General features: G+C 58.5%; 15 protein-coding genes. 9 read left to right on the top strand and 6 right to left on the bottom strand.

Going from position 1 to position 16,162, the window contains the following annotated elements; translation table 11 throughout:
* The first annotated feature begins 194 nt into the window (after positions 1-194).
* Positions 195-3,230 (top strand): DUF6259 domain-containing protein, encoded by a 3,036-nt coding sequence (locus NXS98_RS05750; protein WP_283847521.1) that lies wholly within the window; start codon positions 195-197, stop codon positions 3,228-3,230.
* A 115-nt stretch (positions 3,231-3,345) separates the two neighbouring features.
* Entirely contained in the window at positions 3,346-3,726 is a 381-nt protein-coding gene (locus NXS98_RS05755) for a hypothetical protein (protein ID WP_283847522.1), read from the top strand.
* A gap of 410 nt (positions 3,727-4,136) precedes the next feature.
* Here NXS98_RS05755 and NXS98_RS05760 read toward each other — a convergent pair whose 3' ends face one another.
* Positions 4,137-5,198 carry a sugar phosphate isomerase/epimerase family protein gene (locus NXS98_RS05760; protein ID WP_425499937.1) on the bottom strand — a complete coding sequence of 354 codons (1,062 nt, stop codon included), beginning with the start codon at positions 5,196-5,198 and terminating at the stop codon, positions 4,137-4,139.
* Between the two features lie 204 nt (positions 5,199-5,402).
* On the opposite strand from NXS98_RS05760, the gene NXS98_RS05765 reads away from it, so the two are divergent.
* Entirely contained in the window at positions 5,403-6,755 is a 1,353-nt protein-coding gene (locus NXS98_RS05765) for a trypsin-like peptidase domain-containing protein (RefSeq protein WP_283847523.1), read from the top strand.
* A 220-nt stretch (positions 6,756-6,975) separates the two neighbouring features.
* On the opposite strand, the gene hisC is transcribed toward NXS98_RS05765, so the two are convergent.
* Both hisC and NXS98_RS05775 read right to left on the bottom strand, forming a co-directional pair.
* A complete protein-coding gene (gene hisC / locus NXS98_RS05770) occupies positions 6,976-8,076 on the bottom strand; it encodes a histidinol-phosphate transaminase (protein WP_283847524.1) in 1,101 nt (366 codons plus the stop codon).
* Positions 8,077-8,102: 26 nt separating this feature from the next.
* Entirely contained in the window at positions 8,103-9,983 is a 1,881-nt protein-coding gene (locus NXS98_RS05775) for a thiamine pyrophosphate-dependent enzyme (RefSeq protein WP_425499938.1), read from the bottom strand.
* Between the two features lie 3 nt (positions 9,984-9,986).
* Between NXS98_RS05775 and NXS98_RS05780 the strand changes: the two genes are divergently transcribed.
* The 5 genes from NXS98_RS05780 to NXS98_RS05800 all read left to right on the top strand — a co-directional run bounded on the left by NXS98_RS05780 (position 9,987) and on the right by NXS98_RS05800 (position 13,364).
* Positions 9,987-10,346 (top strand): hypothetical protein, encoded by a 360-nt coding sequence (locus NXS98_RS05780; RefSeq protein ID WP_283847525.1) that lies wholly within the window; start codon positions 9,987-9,989, stop codon positions 10,344-10,346.
* A gap of 41 nt (positions 10,347-10,387) precedes the next feature.
* Positions 10,388-11,539, top strand: coding sequence for a glycine cleavage system aminomethyltransferase GcvT (gene gcvT, locus NXS98_RS05785; RefSeq protein ID WP_283847526.1), 1,152 nt, complete (start codon positions 10,388-10,390; stop codon positions 11,537-11,539).
* Between the two features lie 70 nt (positions 11,540-11,609).
* On the top strand, positions 11,610-11,996 hold the full coding sequence (gene gcvH / locus NXS98_RS05790) for a glycine cleavage system protein GcvH (RefSeq protein WP_283847527.1): 387 nt from the start codon (positions 11,610-11,612) through the stop codon (positions 11,994-11,996).
* Positions 11,997-12,008: 12 nt separating this feature from the next.
* A complete protein-coding gene (locus NXS98_RS05795) occupies positions 12,009-12,725 on the top strand; it encodes an SDR family oxidoreductase (protein WP_283847528.1) in 717 nt (238 codons plus the stop codon).
* A gap of 192 nt (positions 12,726-12,917) precedes the next feature.
* On the top strand, positions 12,918-13,364 hold the full coding sequence (locus NXS98_RS05800; RefSeq protein ID WP_283847529.1) for a response regulator: 447 nt from the start codon (positions 12,918-12,920) through the stop codon (positions 13,362-13,364).
* A gap of 8 nt (positions 13,365-13,372) precedes the next feature.
* On the opposite strand, the gene NXS98_RS05805 is transcribed toward NXS98_RS05800, so the two are convergent.
* From NXS98_RS05805 to elbB, 3 genes are read right to left on the bottom strand one after another with little or no spacing between them, the layout of a single operon-like run.
* Positions 13,373-14,023 (bottom strand): cyclase family protein, encoded by a 651-nt coding sequence (locus NXS98_RS05805; protein WP_283847530.1) that lies wholly within the window; start codon positions 14,021-14,023, stop codon positions 13,373-13,375.
* Positions 14,020-14,589, bottom strand: a complete 570-nt coding sequence (locus NXS98_RS05810) for a flavin reductase family protein (RefSeq protein WP_283847531.1) — start codon at positions 14,587-14,589, stop codon at positions 14,020-14,022. The genes NXS98_RS05805 and NXS98_RS05810 overlap by 4 nt, the downstream gene beginning before the upstream one ends.
* A 20-nt stretch (positions 14,590-14,609) precedes the next feature.
* Positions 14,610-15,266, bottom strand: coding sequence for an isoprenoid biosynthesis glyoxalase ElbB (gene elbB, locus NXS98_RS05815; RefSeq protein ID WP_283847532.1), 657 nt, complete (start codon positions 15,264-15,266; stop codon positions 14,610-14,612).
* Between the two features lie 209 nt (positions 15,267-15,475).
* On the opposite strand from elbB, the gene NXS98_RS05820 reads away from it, so the two are divergent.
* Positions 15,476-16,015 (top strand): GbsR/MarR family transcriptional regulator, encoded by a 540-nt coding sequence (locus NXS98_RS05820; RefSeq protein ID WP_343214138.1) that lies wholly within the window; start codon positions 15,476-15,478, stop codon positions 16,013-16,015.
* The last annotated feature ends 147 nt before the right edge of the window (positions 16,016-16,162 follow it).

Here is a 16,162-nt window from a genome sequence, read left to right on the forward strand (position 1 = left end):
GTCTGGTGGCAAGCCGGGTGGACTTCACGGACGCCGCCCGCTGGTGCGGCCTGGACGTAATTCCAGCGCGGCTTCGGGCCTGGACCATTCCCGGTTCCAATATGGTACCCATTCAGTTCATTCCCGAACCTGACCATACCAGCCGCGGGACTCTGGTGTTACTTTGCCCCTCATCTCCTGCTCCGGCGCATATTATGCTGGATTTTTCCGGCCCACAAACCACCCCACCGCCAGCCACTGGCCATATTCAAACACGCTGGTATTCCATAGTCCATGATGCCGCAAAAATGGGCGGGTTGCCTGTCTCCCTGACCTTCACCGATTCCGGCTGGCAGGTTCCCGGGTTGCATTGGAATGACCGTCTGCATCATCAACAATTCGGTGGTTTTGCGGTGCGCTACGACCCCCACCCGCAAATCCAATGTCTCTCCACCGGGCCGGTTTGCACGGTGGTGCGCATCCGGGCGCGCTACACCAGCCCCAACGGACGTTGTCCAGAGTCCAAGCCAGAGGTCGTTTATGATTGGTTTTACTTCCACCATGAGCCTTTGGTTTTAGTACAGGGGCGAGGGCGACAAATGTCGCCCCAGCTCTGGCATGAAGTCCACTTTTTGGAAATGGCTTTCGCCACCAATGCCTTCACGCATTGGGCGGGTGGCAATCCGCCGCGTGAAGGCACTTTCACTGCTGCCGACCAGTCCCACTCCTTTAGCCGCTGGGCCGAGGTGCGCTGCGAGCCCCATGCCGTGGGCTTGCTGGCTGCCGGTTCAGTGATGGTCTATGACGGCCGCAGTTATGGGCCTTACGTCCACGCGCATGCGGATGCCGCCTGGCAGTCATGGTCTTCCAGCTCATGGGAGCGCTCGGCCTGGTTATATTTGTGTAACTCCAACAATTTACAGGAGAGCCGCCAACGTCTTGCCGAGTCCACTCCAGGACGAGCCGGAGTCCACCTTGGCGTCGAACCCTTGCGCCAACGCATGGCGGAACAATCCGAACGCCTCCAAAAAGCCAGAGGCGCCCAGCGCGCCCGGGCAGGCTGGCAACTGGCCTGCCTGCGCTTGTTGGAACAACAGGGCCGATATGCGGAGGCCCTGGCCGGCAGCGAGCTGGAATTGCCCCAAGACTGGATGGTTGTGCCAGCCGGTGATTTGCGTCTGATTTTCCAACGCCACACCAACGGTCTGGCATTGCTGACCCTGGCGGACACCGCCACCGGCGCTTTGCTTGTCCAACCCAATTCCCTGCCTCTATTTGAAATAACCTTGCGCAAGGGGACCCAGGAAATCCAACTGCGGCCCGATGCCGGTTGGGGGCAAGTGACTTGGGAAACAGCAAGAACCGGAAACCTTCACCATATCCAATGGCGACAAGCAGGCATTCCGGGTCTGGAAAAATTCGTGGTTCATTTGCGCATTCGCGCCCAACCCACCCGGCATCGCCTGACCTTGGAATTAGAAGCCGCAGGCCAGGCTGAGCCGTGGAGTCTTTGGACGGTGCGTTTTCCGCAATTAACCGTAGAGGGAGCCGGGAAAGGGACACAACTGTTGCTGCCGTACGGTGCCGGCGTGCTTAAGGAATTGGCGGACCCTCCCTTTTCTCCCCTTCATGGCGATTACCCCGGCGGTTGGGTGTCCATGCAAATGGCTGCCTGTTACGATACCCAAGACGGCGCGGGATTATACATGGGATTTCATGACCCGGTCGGCAGTACAAAACGCTTTCATGCCGAACCGAGGGCGGGAAACGCGCAGGCCGCCGCTTTATCTTGGGAAATTCCCGTACCCAATATGGGCCAACCGGCCAATAGGTTTCAGTCTCCCGGTCCGGTAGTCTGGCAACTATTTCGGGGCGACTGGTTTGATGCCGCTCTCATCTATCGCCAATGGGTCCACCAGGAGGCGCGATGGTTTCCGCCTATGGGAGCGGAGGGGCGAACAGACACCCCACTTTGGATGCGCGAATTATGCGCCTGGGGCATGACAGGGGGGCCTCCAGATAAGTGTGTTCCGGAGATGCTGGCCTTTCGCGCTGCACTCGGCTTGCCGGTAGGGTTTCATTGGTATAACTGGCACCAGATTCCTTTCGACAATGATTATCCCCATTATTTCCCTGCCAAGGATGGTTTTGTTGCCGGCGTGCGCCAGTTACAGGAAGCCGGTGTGGCGGTCATGCCCTATATCAACGGCCGGCTCTGGGACACCCACGACAAGGGCATTAATGATTGGCAATTCAGCACTGTCGCCCTCCCCGCTGCCGCGAAAATGCAAAGTGGGGAACCCTATCTCGAAACGTATGGCAGCCGGGAAACCAACGGACAGCCCGTGCGCCTGGCAGTCATGTGCCCGACCACCAAACTATGGCAGGAAAAAGTCGGCAACCTTGTGCAGAAACTTTTCGGCGAGTGCGGCGTACAAGCCGTTTACATTGACCAAGTGGCAGCCGCGGCGCCTGTCCTGTGTTTTGACCCCGCCCACGGCCATCCTCTGGGGGGTGGCGGGTGGTGGAACGAGCTGGGCTATTGGCCCATGCTCAATCATCTGCACGCGGCCAAGCTGCCCCATCAAATCCTCACCACCGAGTGCAATGCGGAACCATTTTTGCGCTGGTTTGACGGATACCTGACCTGGCATTGGCAGTACGAGGGACAAGTCCCGTTATTTCCCGCAGTCTATGGCGGGGCCATTCAAATGTTTGGCCGGGCTTACCGCGGCGGCCCCTCCAAAGACCTTGCCCTCCGCATGAAGGCAGCCCAGCAATTGTGCTGGGGCGAACAACTCGGATGGCTGGAACCCACCTTGGCGCGCGAACCCCAAAACTTTGCCTTCTTCACCAATGCCGTCTGGTTGCGCTGGCACCTGCGGCGCTATTTTTACGCCGGGCAAATGGCACGTCCCCCGCAACTTGTGGGAGATATCCCCACAGTCACCGCCGACTGGCAGTGGAGCGGTGTCTGGCCGGTCAGCACTCCCGCCCTGATGGCTGGGGCATGGCATTTGCCCGCCGAAAATAAGCTCGTATTGCTTTTTGCCAATGTTAGCGACTCTCCCGTGCCCGCCACCATTCAATATGATTTGCGTGCGGCGGGTTTGACTGGCCGCCGCCTTTTCCGCCGCCAGTGGACGGCTCAAGGATGCACTGATTTTGAATCTGCCACGCCAACGGTAAAAGCCACCGAGGTCTTCCCTCCGGGCCAATTATGGGCATGGGAATTTAGCATCAATAAATGAGCCTCAACCCCTGCCTTGACCGGAATGGGTTGAAGAGGGACTCGCATTTTTACGTCCACATTATGGAAATTGAGCTTTGGGCTGACGCCGCAAAGGGTGGCCCCTCGAAAATGCCATGTATTTTTTACAGCGATATCGTTACGCCTGGTTGTTTTTGGTGATGCTGGTGTTTTGCAGCATCATGGTGATTCGCCAATACCACCTCAACGAAGACCGCCGCGTGGAATTGCGCGAGGCTTTCATCCTTCTGCATTCGCGAGGCTATACCAACGAAGCCCAGCGCCTGTTCAGTCGGTTGATTGATAATGTCACCCGCCTGAGTGACCGCCAGTTGGTGGACGATTTTCAACGCACGATGAACTTGGTGGACCCGTCCATACCCAACGAGAACAACCTCATCTGGAAATACCACTGGACCCTGAGCAATGAGATGGAAAAACGCAGCGAAGCCTCATTGCGCCGGGCCTTGAAACTTGCCAACGAACTGGGCAAGTAAATCGCCCCAAGGAGCCGTTTTCTTCTTTGGCACGCCGCTTGCTCACCTATCGGCCATGAACGTGACGAACATGCGCCTTATAGGTGAGGATGCCATGAAAAAGATGATGCGAATTCTAAACTGGTGGCTGGTCACCGCGAGCTTCGTGGTGTTTGCCACCTTGGAAGTGGTGTGCGTTTACTACCTGATGTTACATCTCGGGTACTTGCCCAAGTGACTGCGCCTTAGACACTTTCTTATGCGGCGCTTGCCTGCTGTGCTGACCACCCAAAGCAGGTGAGCCTCCACCCGGCTGGTGGAACCGCATAAGTTCCTCCAAAATTTGGACAGTTGGCCTGGCTGACTGTCCAAATTTAATTTGAACCTCATGGCGGGAATCTGTCCCAAGTTGGGACACCCCTGCCCTTCATTCAACCTTTGCGTCCCATAATGCGGTCCAGGGCATCGCTGGTGTGGTAAATCAGCGCTTCCGGATAATGCTGATAAGGGTGGAAATACTCAAAGGTCAGGTAACCGGTGTAATTTACTTTTCGGAGGGCTTCCATCACGGCCGGCCAGTTGGTGGTGCCGTCCAGCAACGGACGAAAAGTCTCCAGCGAATGATCCGTGGACTTCTTGCTGAATTCCTTGAAGTGCGTGTTGCGGATGCGGTGTCCTAAAACGGGAATCCAATGCTCCGGAAATTGATACTGCATGATGTTGCCGGTGTCGAAATGCACTCGGACATGCTCGGATTGGAAGGAGTCCACAAACTGATTCATTTCAAAGGGCGACAGGAGATAGCCATTGAAAAAGATGTTTTCGATGTTGAGATAGACTCCCAATTTCTCAGCGGTTTTGAGCAATTGCCCCACCGCCTGGCGGGCGCGCTGGTCGCAAATATCATTGGGCACCGGCTCGTGATCGTTGCGCCACGGAATGTGCACGGCACCCGGCACCACCAGCACATTCTCCACTCCCAAATCGTGCGCCGCCATGGCAATCAACTGCGCCAGTTCCAAACCACGGGCGCGTTTGGCCGGATCATTGCTGGTCAAGGGATAAGGCCAGAAAAGGAAGCTGCACAGACCGCTGATGGCAATGCCTATCTGCTCCGCCATTTTACGGATGGCGGCATAATCCTTCGCCGTTGCCTTGGGCGAAAGATCATTGTCGAGATCATAGTTAAGTTCCACGGCATCAAAACCTGCCTCTTTGGCCAGTTGCAAACATTGGCGCAGATTCATCCGCTCCGGATAAGGAAAAGCCCACAGGTTGATGGACTTTTTCATGTTGTACAGCGTCGGCGAGGCACGCAGTGGATTGGCGGCGGGGCCGGGCTGTGCTGGTGCGGCGGTGGCTGCGGCCATGACGGCAGCGGTGGCGGTAAGGGTGGTTTGCAGCGCCGCACGGCGGCTTAACGGACGGTCTTCAAACTGTGCCGCCATGTGCATGGTGGCATCCGGCCAGGAAGGCATCATCTGGGGTTTCATTAGAAGCCAGCATATAGGTGGCATGGCCGCTTTTCAAGGCACAAGGCATGCCCAGCCACAGGAAGAGCCGCCTTCCTGTTTTTGGGGCACACCCCGTTGCCTGAATCACCATCATGCAAGTGCTCCCCTGAGTGCCGGCCTGCCCATCCCCCTGCCGTGGAGTGCTGGCTGGTATTATGGGCAAAAGCAGTTTAATCTGCCCTCATGCAACGTAATGCCTGGTTTGGGCTGACGTGGCTGGCAACCAGCCTGATGCTGATGCCGCTCCACGCAGCAGAAGATGTGCGGCGTGATGCCACGGTCATTGCCATCGAGAAGGTGATGCCCGCCGTGGTGAACATTGCCACCGAAACCGTGGTGCCCACACGCCATCCCCTGGAAGACCTGCTGCGGGAGTTTTATGACCCGTACTACCGCCGAATGCCCCAACGGCAATACAGCCTTGGCTCCGGCGTGGTGATTGACGAAGAAGGCTATGTTCTCACCAACGACCATGTGGTGCGCCGGGCCAGCCGCATCATGGTGCGCTTTGCCGACAACCGTGAATATGAATGCGACCGGGTGGTGACTTCCACCAAAAGCGACGTTGCCTTGCTGAAAATTCGCGCCAAGCCCGGCGAACGTTTTGCCGCCGTCCGCTTTGCCGCCGATGACGATTTGTTGCTGGGCGAAACTGTCATTGCCCTGGGCAATCCCTTCGGCCTCGGTGGCTCGGTGAGCCGGGGCATCCTCAGCTCCAAAAACCGACGTCCGCTCACTGGCAACGAACCCATGGACGTGGCCGACTGGCTGCAAACCGATGCCGCCATCAACCCGGGCAATAGTGGCGGTCCGCTTGTCAATCTGCGTGGTGAACTCATCGGCATCAATGTCGCCGTGTACCGTGAAGGCCAGGGCATCGGCTTCGCAATCCCCATCAAAATGGTCTCCGAAGCCCTGTCCGAAAGTTTCACCCCCGAAAACTTGAAAGGGCTGTGGTTTGGGGCGCGCGTGAAACCTGGCGCCTATCCCCTGGCCGTGACCAACCTGATGGAAGGCAGCCCGGCCGCAAAAGCCGGATTGAAAGAGGGCGATCAGATTCTTGCGGTGGACGGACAGCCCGTGCACAGCTTCATCGAGTTCAACCGGCTGTTGCTGCGCAGCGGTGAGGAGCGGGAAGTGCCTCTGCGCGTCAAACGGGGGCGCGTGGAGGAGGTCGTGCGCGTGCGTCTGATTCCGGAAAAAAGTTTCTTCAACGAAAAGCTGATTGAACGCCACCTGGGTGCCACGTTGCAGGAAATGACTCCTGAAATGGCCCAGCGTTGGGGATTGCAATCCGGCAGCGGTTTGTGGGTGGCGGCGGTGGAAAAAGATGGTCCGGCTGAACGCGCCGGACTGGAACGGGGCATGATTGTCCTCGCAGTTGAAGAAGAAGCCGTTGGCGACGTGGTGACCACGGCCAAAATCCTCCATTCCCGCAAGGCGGGGGATTCCCTCAGTCTCCAGCTTCTGGTGCCGCGCCGCCGCGGCTCCTTCTTAACCATTCAACAAGCCGTAATCAAAGTGCGGCTGCGCTAAGAAGCACGGAACTTTCGCGGCGGGGATTCGTAGGCTGGCCTGCCGGTTACCTCAGCATAGGCACGGCAAAAGGGACAGGCCCGATGTTCGACCTTCCTCACCAGGTCATAAGCCCATCCCTGCTGTGTCCGCCGGGCGTGCCGGCAAAGCGGGCAGTTCAGGCAAACTGTGGCCATCCATTGTTTGAGCCTGCCTGGGGCGGACGCAGACATAAGCAATGTTAGTTGGAACGCATCTCGGCCAGGGCTTCTTTCAGCGCCGCCACACAGCGCCGATTCTCCGCAGCCGTCCCTACTGAGATGCGCAACCATTCCGGCAAACGATACCCCCCCATGGGCCGCGTAATAACGCCCCGCCGTTGCAGCGCCTCAAACATGCGCTGCCCCTCCCCCACTCGCACCAGCACGAAATTGCCGGACGAAGGCACATATTCCAGCCCCATTTTATCAAAAGCCTCGGCGTAATAGGCCAGCCCCTGGCGGTTCACCCGCCGCGTGCGCTCGATGTGCCGGGTATCGTCGAAAGCCGCCAACGCCGCCGCCTGGGCTACGCTGTTGATGTTGAACGGCTGGCGGATTTTCTCCAGAGCCGCGATGATTTCCGGGTGGCCCAAACCATAACCCAATCGCAGCCCCGCCAAACCGTAGATTTTGGAGAAGGTGCGCATCAACATCAGATTTTTCTGTTTGCCAGCGCGCAGGAGGGGCAGGAAATCCGCCGGGTCCTCGAGGAATTCAATGTAGGCTTCATCCAACACCACCAGTACATGCTCCGGCGCTTCTCGCACCAGTTGTTGCAAGGCTCGATTGGAGGCCCGCGTGCCTGTGGGATTGTTGGGATTGGCAATGAAGATTACACGCGTGCGCGGCGTCACGGCCCGCAACATGGCCGCCAAATCATGGCCATAATTTTTCGCCGGTACCTCCACCACGGTGCCACCAAACATTTTGGTGATGATGGGGTAGATGGCGAAACAATACTGGCTGACCACCACCTCCACCCCGGGTTCCACCAGCGCGTGGCCTATGAACTCGATGATCTCATTGGAGCCGTTGCCCAGCAGTATATGCCCTGGTGTCAGCCCCAGCCGAGCCGCCATTTTTTGTTTCAGGTAATAGGCATTCCCATCCGGGTAAAGATGGACCTGCCGCACCGCCTTGGCCATGGCTCGCAAGGCCCTGGGGGATGGCCCCAGCGGGTTTTCATTGGAGGCCAGCTTGATGATGTCATCCGCCGGCAATCCCAGCTCGCGAGCCACCTCCTCGATGGGACGGCCGGGTTGATAAACCGGCAAATCCTTCAGGACCGCATTTAATTTCATGGCGCTTCCCTGAATTGCGGGCTGACTTAGATGATCATGTCCGCGACGGTGCGGCCGGCAGGAATGAACGGCAGCACATGCTCCGTGTAAGGCACAATCACATCCAAGACATACGGTTCCTTGGAGGCCAGCATCCGCTCCACGGCGCCCCGCAAGTCCTTGCGATACATGACCCGTTCGCACGGCACATTGAAGCCCTTGCAAATGGTCACCCAGTCCGGGTAGATCGCTTCGCGTTTTTCCGGATCCCCCAGGTAAGTATGGCCACGGTTGCCCTGGTAGAAACGATCCTCCCATTGCACCACCATGCCCAGGTGCTGGTTGTTGAGGATGATGGCCTTGGCCGGAATCTTTTCAATGTGCGCCGTGGCCAGCTCCTGCACATTCATCAGGAAAGAACCATCGCCGTCTATGTCAATCACTTCCTTATTTGGAAACGCCACTTTGACGCCGAGGGCCGCAGGATAGCCAAAGCCCATGGCCCCCAACCCGCCGCTGGTGATAAATTGCCGCGGACGGGTGTATTTATACCATTGCCCGGCCCACATCTGATGCTGGCCCACGCCCGTGGTGATGATGGCGTCGCCACCAGTTAATTCATACAAGACTTCAATGACATGCTGCTGCAGAATCACCTCGTTTTCGTGACCCTGCAGGTGGTCCCGCATGTGGTCCGAGCGCAGCACCTCCTCGGTGATTTGATAACGGAATGGCGCCTTTTCTTTCCACCGCGCAATCTGCTGATGCCAGGCATCAAACCGCTTCCGAATCCCCCGCCGTTTAATCATCGCCACCAACCGTGAAAGGGCCACTTTGATGTCACTTTGGATGGCCAGATGCACTTTGCGGTTTTTATTGTGCTCACTGGCATCAATATCAATATGCACAATGGTGCCATGCTCGCAGAACTTGTCGAATTTGCCGGTCACCCGGTCATCGAAGCGCGCCGCCAGCGCCAGTAACAAATCCGCCCCGGGCGCCACCGTCACCACCTGCTCGGTCCCGTCGGGACGTTTTTCTTTGCGTTGTTCCCCGTTCACCGCCCAGTTGGCAAAGGCCGCACCATGCATCCCCAGCCAGCGCAGGGACAAGGGATGCGTCTCCGGAAAACCACCAATCCCCATCAGCGTGGTGGTCACCGGTATTTGCGTCAGCTCGGCAAACTCCAACAATTCTTTATGGGCGTCGGCAGTAATGATGCCGCCCCCGCAATAAATCACAGGCCGTTCGGCCTTTTCAATGAGGCCAATAATTTCGTTCAAGGCCACCTCGTCCGGCTCCGGCGGCGGCGGATAACCCGGCAGATTCACTTCCGTGGGCCAGACGGGTTGCGTTTTGGCCTGTTGGATATTCTTGGGGAAGTCAATCACCACCGGCCCCGGCCGCCCGGTCTGGGCAATGTGAAAGGCTTCTTTGACGATGCGTGGAATGTCAGCAATGTCCGTGATTAGGTAACTATGCTTGACGATGGGCAGGGTCATGCCAAAGACATCCGTTTCCTGAAAAGCACCCCGCCCTATCATGGCTGTAACCACCTGACCCGTGATGCAAATCAAGGGCACGCTGTCCATGTAGGCATCGGCAATGGCCGTCACCAGGTTGGTGGCCCCCGGCCCGCTGGTGGTCATGCACACGCCCGCCTTGCCCGTCGCCCGCGCATATCCGCTGGCCGCAAACGAGCCGCCCTGCTCGTGACGGGGCAGAATGGTCCGGATTTGCTTGGACCGGGTAAGCGCCTGGTGCAGCTCCATGCTCGCCCCACCGGGATAGGCAAAAATCAATTCCACCCCTTCGCGCTCCAGCGCTTCCACGAAAATTTCACTGCCTTGCATTAACCGTCCCACCTCCGCGCGGCGGCGCGCCGGAGCCTTCTTCCGCAGGGTTGCTGCTGTCGTTTTGCTGCTCATGTTGTGTTTTGGGTTTTGTTGGCCCAAGGTCGCGGGCTAACAAAAAACCCACGACCGACTGGGCCGTGGGTTCTTGTCGAAAAGCGGTGTTCCCTAGCTTCGACAAGCGCACACGGCGCCGCCGATTACGGCGACTACCAGCAGATGCACTTGTCCAAGCATACTCATACCAACATCCGCAAAATACGGTTAAGCCATCCCCGCGTCAAGGGAAAGTTTCAGGATTTTGAAACGATGGGCGCCTGCCTGGTCACCCGCAGTAACCTGCTCTCGCCAACAAGGTGGACGACGGCTTCCCAGCAGGCGAAGAATCAGAATGCAGGCATGAGATTTGCCATTGCCAACGGCGGCATGCTTTTTTAGCCTTTCACGCGTTACCGGCAGGTAACAGGGATTTATCATTTATGAACGGTTTGAAACGCACGCCGCTTTATGCCGCTCACCAGCGGCGCCAGGCCCGCTTGGTGGAGTTTGGCGGGTGGGAGATGCCCGTGCAATACACCAGCATTGTGGAGGAGCATCTTTGCGTGCGGCGAGCGGCAGGCATTTTCGACATCTCCCACATGGGCGAAGTACGCTGCCACGGCCCTGCGGCAGCCCGCTTTCTTAATGTGTTGTTGACCAATGACCTTGATAAATTGAGTGTAGGCATGGGGCAATATACCCTCATGTGCAATCCCCAAGGCGGCGTGGTGGACGACCTTTATGTTTTCCGCCGGGCTGAACATGATTATTTCCTGGTGATTAATGCCTCCCGCATTGAAGCGGACTGGAACTGGATGCAAGCCCAATGGCAGGCGTTTGCCGACCGGGCCGAAGTCATCTTGGAAAACCAATCAGACCTTACCGGCGCCGTGGCCGTGCAAGGACCGGCGGTTGTCCACTTCATCAATTTATGCCTTCAAGGCCCCAGCACCGCCGGGACCACCGCCAACCGCGTCACCGACCTGAAAAAAAATCAAATTGGCCGCTTTTCCTTTGAAGCCATGCCGGTGTGGGTTTCGCGGACGGGATATACCGGTGAAGACGGCTTCGAGGTTTACACCTGCGCCTCATTGATTGAGTCGTTCTGGGAAGCCTGCCTGGACGCCGGACGCGCCGCTGGTTTGCAACCCGCCGGCCTGGGGGCACGCGATACCTTGCGCACCGAGATGTGTTATCCACTCTACGGCCATGAACTGAACGAGAACACCACCCCCTTGGAGGCGGGGTTGAAACCCTTTGTAGCGCTGGAAAAGGGGCCTTTCGTGGGGCGCGACCCTCTGCTGGAGCAACAGCGCAAAGGCGTGTCCCGCCGGTGTGTGGCGTTCAAAATGCCTGAAAAACAGCCGCCACCCCGCCCCGGTTATCCATTATGGGTGCCCAACTCCAGCGGCCCGGTGGGCCAGGTGGTCAGTGGCACGCAAAGCCCTTCCCTGGGTGTGGGTATCGGCATGGCCTACCTCCCAGCCGCCTATGCCCTTCCCCATACAATCGTCGAAATTGAAATTCGCGGCCGCAGAATTCCGGCCGAAATCGTGCCCAAACCCATTTACCGGCCGGCCACTGCCGCCTGAGAACCATTTGTCCAAATTCCCTCCAACCAAAACTCCCATGATTAACGGGTGTTGAACCTCCAGTACCCCTATGAGCCAAAACGTTCCCGACTCGCTGAAATACACCAAATCCCACGAGTGGATTCGCATCGAAAACGGCCTCGCTGTCATGGGCATTACGGACCATGCCCAGCACGAATTAACCGAGCTGGTGTTTGTGGAGCTGCCGGCCGTGGGCCGAAAAGTGACAGCAGGCGAAGCTTTCGCCGTGGTGGAATCGGTGAAAACCGCCAGCGATGTGTACGCCCCCATCACCGGCGAAGTGGTCGAGGTCAACCTTGCCGTGACCCAAAACCCCGGCCTCGTCAATGCAGAGCCTTACACAGGCGGCTGGCTGGTCAAACTCAAGCCCGCGAATCCGGCGGAATTGGACCAGCTCATGAATGCTGCCGATTATCGCGCCTTGATTGGCGTCTAAGCCCGCCCCGCTATGAACTCATGCAAAAACGCCGTGGTCACCGGCGCCGGCAGCGGTGTGGGACAGGCTGTAGCCCTGGCCCTCGTGCGTGCAGGCTGGCAAGTGGCCATGGTGGGCCGCCGCCCCGCCGCTTTGGAAGAAACCTTGCGCCTGGCCGGCCCGGAAGCGGCACGCATGGCGGTCTTCCCTTGCGACATCGGCAATGCCGAAGCCGTGGCCGCCATGGGCCGCGCCGTGCTGGACCGATGGGGGGCGGTGGAAGTGCTGGTCAATGCCGCCGGCACCAATGTGCCCCGCCGCAGTCTGGAAATCCTCTCACCCGAGGATTATCACCTGATGATCAACACCAACCTCCACGGCGCTTATTACTGTGTGCAGGCGTTCTTGCCAGACATGCGGCGGCGCGGTTCAGGTACGATTGTCAATGTAGTTTCTGACGCCGCCCGCCAGGCCAGTCCCAAAGCCGGCCCGGCGTATTCCATGTCCAAATTCGGCCTGCTCGGCCTCACCCAGGCCATCAATGCCGAAGAACGCGCCCGCGGTATCCGTGCCTGCGCCATCCTGCCCGGCGATATTGACACACCCCTTCTCGACCGCCGTCCCCAACCTCCCGACGCCAGCGCCCGGGCGCGCATGTTGAAACCTGAAGACGTCGCCGCCTGCGTCCTGCTGGCCATTCAACTGCCGCCCCGCGCCATCCTTGAAGAATTGCTCATTCGCCCGCGTTGATGGGCAGAAAAATTAGTCAAAATTAAGAATGGCGCGAAAGTTGCTAATTTATTTGTTGATTGATTGTCTTTGACACATAATTAGCACGCACAGCGGCAGGATGGATGGCCTCGAGCATCGCCCGTACGGCGGGCAGGCTGGAGCAATGCCAGCGGTGGTCAACGCATGGTGCGCCACCATCACCTGCACCCGATGCAAACAACACAAACCCAAAAAGAACCCTTGAGGCCAGCGCCGGTCACCATCTACGTGGCCGAGGACGATCCTTACTTGAAACAACTGACGGCCATGCTGCTCGAATCGGCGGGCTGGTCCTTCCTCACCTTTGACTCCGGCGAAGCCGCTTTGCACGCCTTCCGCACCGCGGAAGTCAAGCCGCGGCTGGTCATCAGTGATTTCTCCATGGGGGCCAAACTCATCAACGGCGTGCAATTTCTTACCGAGTGCAAGCGGCTCTCCCCCTCCACCAAGGCCTTTCTGGTCAGCGGCACGGTGGAGGAAAAAGACATCCGCGTGGACGGCCGGCCTGTGGATTGGTTCATGAGCAAACCCTTCAAGCCCCAGGAGTTTCTCAAGGTGGTCAGCCAGCTCGTAGGACAAACTGGCCCTGCCCCCGAACCCCCTCAACCGCGCCTCTAGCGAACTCCTCAGCGGCGCGCCCGCAACACCACCCGCGCCGGGGCGCCATCGCTGCCCACAATCTTCAAGGGCAGGCAAATCAGGTCATACCGGCCGGGTTTGATTCCTGATAAATTCAGCCCCTCAATCAACCAAACGCGCGCCCCCAACAGGATTTGATGCGTTTGACGGCCATCTTTCTTATAGCCACCCACCGACAGATAATCCACCCCCACCGTACGCACGCCGCAATCCACCAGGTATTGGGCGCTTGCCGCCGGCAGATGCACAAACGCAGGGTCAAAATCCGGGCGATTCCATGACTTCTCGGAATTGGCCGTCTTGAACAGCACGCGCTCCCCCCGGCGCAACCGGCAACGCTTCAACTCCTCCACGGGAATGACCTCCGGATTCCGTATGGCAATCACACGACACGGGCCTATCACCGCGTCCAGCGGCAGGGCCTCCATCCCCTCACCATCTGCAATGAAATGCAAGGGCGCGTCCATGTGGGTGCCGGTGTGCGCGCCCATGTCCAGATGCGTCAAGTTGCAACTGGAGTCCGGCCCGATGCTTTTAACGCGCCGGATTTGCACGGCCGGGTCCCCCGGCCAATGCACCATGCCGTGCCGCAACGGCACGGACACATCCAACCAGGGACGGCTCGTTCTCTTGGTCATCTCAAGGATTCTCCTACGGAAAAGGCATCGGCCACAAACATCCCCACGTTGAAATAACTGTGGGTGGCGGGGTCAAATATCAGCGGGTTGACTTTTTTGATGTCCGGCAGGCCATTGGGATTAAGGACGGCTTCGTCGGCCTTCACATCCAGGATTTCACCAATGAACTGCACGTGCAGCCCAATCTCCACCGTGTGCCGCAACCGGCACTCCAGCACCAGCGGAAACTCCTTGACGTAAGGCGCCGCCACCAGCGTGCTCTTGACTGGCGTCATTTTGGCCTTGGCCAGTTTGTCCACGGATTTGCCGGAAATCAGCCCAAAATAATCGGCCACCTTGACCTGGTCATGCGAGGGCAGATTCACGGTAAAGGCCTTTTGCGCGACAATGTTGGCATAGGTATGCGTCACGCGCCGCAGCGAAATGGCCACACACGGCGGATCCGAAGAACATATCCCGCCCCACGACACCGCCGCCACATTCGGCTTGCCGTCGGCGTCATACGTGCCAATGACCAGCACCGGCGTGGGAAACAAAAGGGGCCGACCGCCCAGTGATTTTTTCATAAGCTCGTCAGCGTGGAACTTCAGGCCATCTCCAGCACCGCCTGCACCAGTTTATTGATGCCCGCCTCCGCCTCCGTGATGCGCCCGGCCAGCATGTACGCGGGCGTGGTGACAATCTTGTGCCGCCGGTCCACCACGGCGTTATAGACCGTGCAGTTGACGTGGCTGGCGCCATGTTTGCTCAAGGCCTGTGCCGTCCCGGCATCGTTGCCAATGGTGAATTCCACCTTCTCCGGCCCAAACAGCTTCGCCGCAATCGCCGGTGCAATACACACCAGCCCAATCGGCTTGCCCAGTTGGTGGACCTCCCGCAGAAAACTGGCCACTTGGGGATGCACCTCAAAGTTTTCCCCCGCCAGCGCAAAAGTGCACAGGTTCTTGGCTGCGCCAAAACCGCCGGGCACAATCACCGCATCCACCTCTTTGGGCTTTAATTGGTTCAAGGCCACAATGTTTCCCCGCGCGATGCGGGCGGACTCCACCAGCACATTGCGCGTTTCCTGGGGGACAGGCTGCCGGGTTAGATGATTAATCACATGATATTGGGGAATGTCCGGCGCGACGCAAACGGCCTGTGCCCCGGCCCGGTCCAGTGCCAGCAGCGTCAGCACCGACTCGTGAATTTCGGCCCCGTCAAATACTCCACATCCGGAAAGCAGGACAGCGACTTTTTTCATGACGCCAATCTAAAACGGACGCCGGCCCAAGGCAAGGCGGAATGGCAATGCCCGGCGCGCGCTTCGCCGGTCAGCGCCCGGCGGATTATTCCCCCAGTTGGTGCACCCCGAGGAGCACCGGCAGGAGGAGGAGGGCTGCAACCAATAAAGATTGTTTGCAAAATAATGGAATATGCAGTAATTTCTGAATAGACAGAAATTATCGAAATATGATTACGCTGACGCCAGTTCAGGAAAAATTCATCCTCCACTGGGGTGAAATGGGCGCCCGCTGGGGCATCAATCGGACCGTGGCCCAGATTCATGCCCTGCTGTTCATTTCCCCCCGCCCCCTGAACGCGGAAGACATCGCCGCCACACTGAACGTGGCGCGCTCCAACGTCAGCACCAGCCTTAAAGAGCTGCAAAACTGGGGCATTGTCCGTCTGGTCCACGTCATGGGCGACAAACGGGACCATTTCGAGTCCATGCGGGACGTTTGGGAAATGTTCCGGGTGGTCCTGGATGAGCGCAAAAAACGCGAGCTGGACCCCACTTTGACCGTCTTGCGTGATTGCCTGCTGGAAGCCGCCAAAGACCCCAAGGTGGATGCCTACACCATGAACCGCTTGAGCGAGCTGGCCGACTTCTTTGAAACCATGTCCCAGTGGTACACCCAAATCCGCCACTGGCCCACCCCAGTGCTCGTGAAATTCATTCGGGCAGGCGACAAAGTAAGAAAATTGCTCGGCCTCAAGGCAAAAGATTAACTGGAAAGGCTCTCATGTCCTCTTCTCCTCCCGCCATACAGCCCATGCCCGCCAGTCCCAAAACCCCGGCACGGGAGGGTTGGCGGCGCTGGTGGTCTGCCTTGCGGGACCTTTGCGGTGGCCGGGACAACGGCTCCCGCCGCCCCA

The sequence above is a fragment of the Fontisphaera persica genome, assembly GCF_024832785.1.
Classification (GTDB): Bacteria; Verrucomicrobiota; Verrucomicrobiia; order Limisphaerales; family Fontisphaeraceae; genus Fontisphaera; species Fontisphaera persica.

Bases quoted from the DNA above. Each gene is read 5' to 3' on its own strand.
- NXS98_RS05750 (WP_283847521.1), top strand. From the start codon at position 195: ATGCTGGATTTTTCCGGCCCACAAACCACCCCACCGCCAGCCACTGGC.
- NXS98_RS05755 (WP_283847522.1), top strand. From the start codon at position 3,346: ATGTATTTTTTACAGCGATATCGTTACGCCTGGTTGTTTTTGGTGATG.
- NXS98_RS05760 (WP_425499937.1), bottom strand. From the start codon at position 5,198: ATGAAACCCCAGATGATGCCTTCCTGGCCGGATGCCACCATGCACATG.
- NXS98_RS05765 (WP_283847523.1), top strand. From the start codon at position 5,403: ATGCAACGTAATGCCTGGTTTGGGCTGACGTGGCTGGCAACCAGCCTG.
- hisC (WP_283847524.1), bottom strand. From the start codon at position 8,076: ATGAAATTAAATGCGGTCCTGAAGGATTTGCCGGTTTATCAACCCGGC.
- NXS98_RS05775 (WP_425499938.1), bottom strand. From the start codon at position 9,983: ATGAGCAGCAAAACGACAGCAGCAACCCTGCGGAAGAAGGCTCCGGCG.
- gcvT (WP_283847526.1), top strand. From the start codon at position 10,388: ATGAACGGTTTGAAACGCACGCCGCTTTATGCCGCTCACCAGCGGCGC.
- gcvH (WP_283847527.1), top strand. From the start codon at position 11,610: ATGAGCCAAAACGTTCCCGACTCGCTGAAATACACCAAATCCCACGAG.
- NXS98_RS05795 (WP_283847528.1), top strand. From the start codon at position 12,009: ATGAACTCATGCAAAAACGCCGTGGTCACCGGCGCCGGCAGCGGTGTG.
- NXS98_RS05800 (WP_283847529.1), top strand. From the start codon at position 12,918: ATGCAAACAACACAAACCCAAAAAGAACCCTTGAGGCCAGCGCCGGTC.
- NXS98_RS05805 (WP_283847530.1), bottom strand. From the start codon at position 14,023: ATGACCAAGAGAACGAGCCGTCCCTGGTTGGATGTGTCCGTGCCGTTG.
- NXS98_RS05810 (WP_283847531.1), bottom strand. From the start codon at position 14,589: ATGAAAAAATCACTGGGCGGTCGGCCCCTTTTGTTTCCCACGCCGGTG.
- elbB (WP_283847532.1), bottom strand. From the start codon at position 15,266: ATGAAAAAAGTCGCTGTCCTGCTTTCCGGATGTGGAGTATTTGACGGG.
- NXS98_RS05820 (WP_343214138.1), top strand. From the start codon at position 15,476: ATGATTACGCTGACGCCAGTTCAGGAAAAATTCATCCTCCACTGGGGT.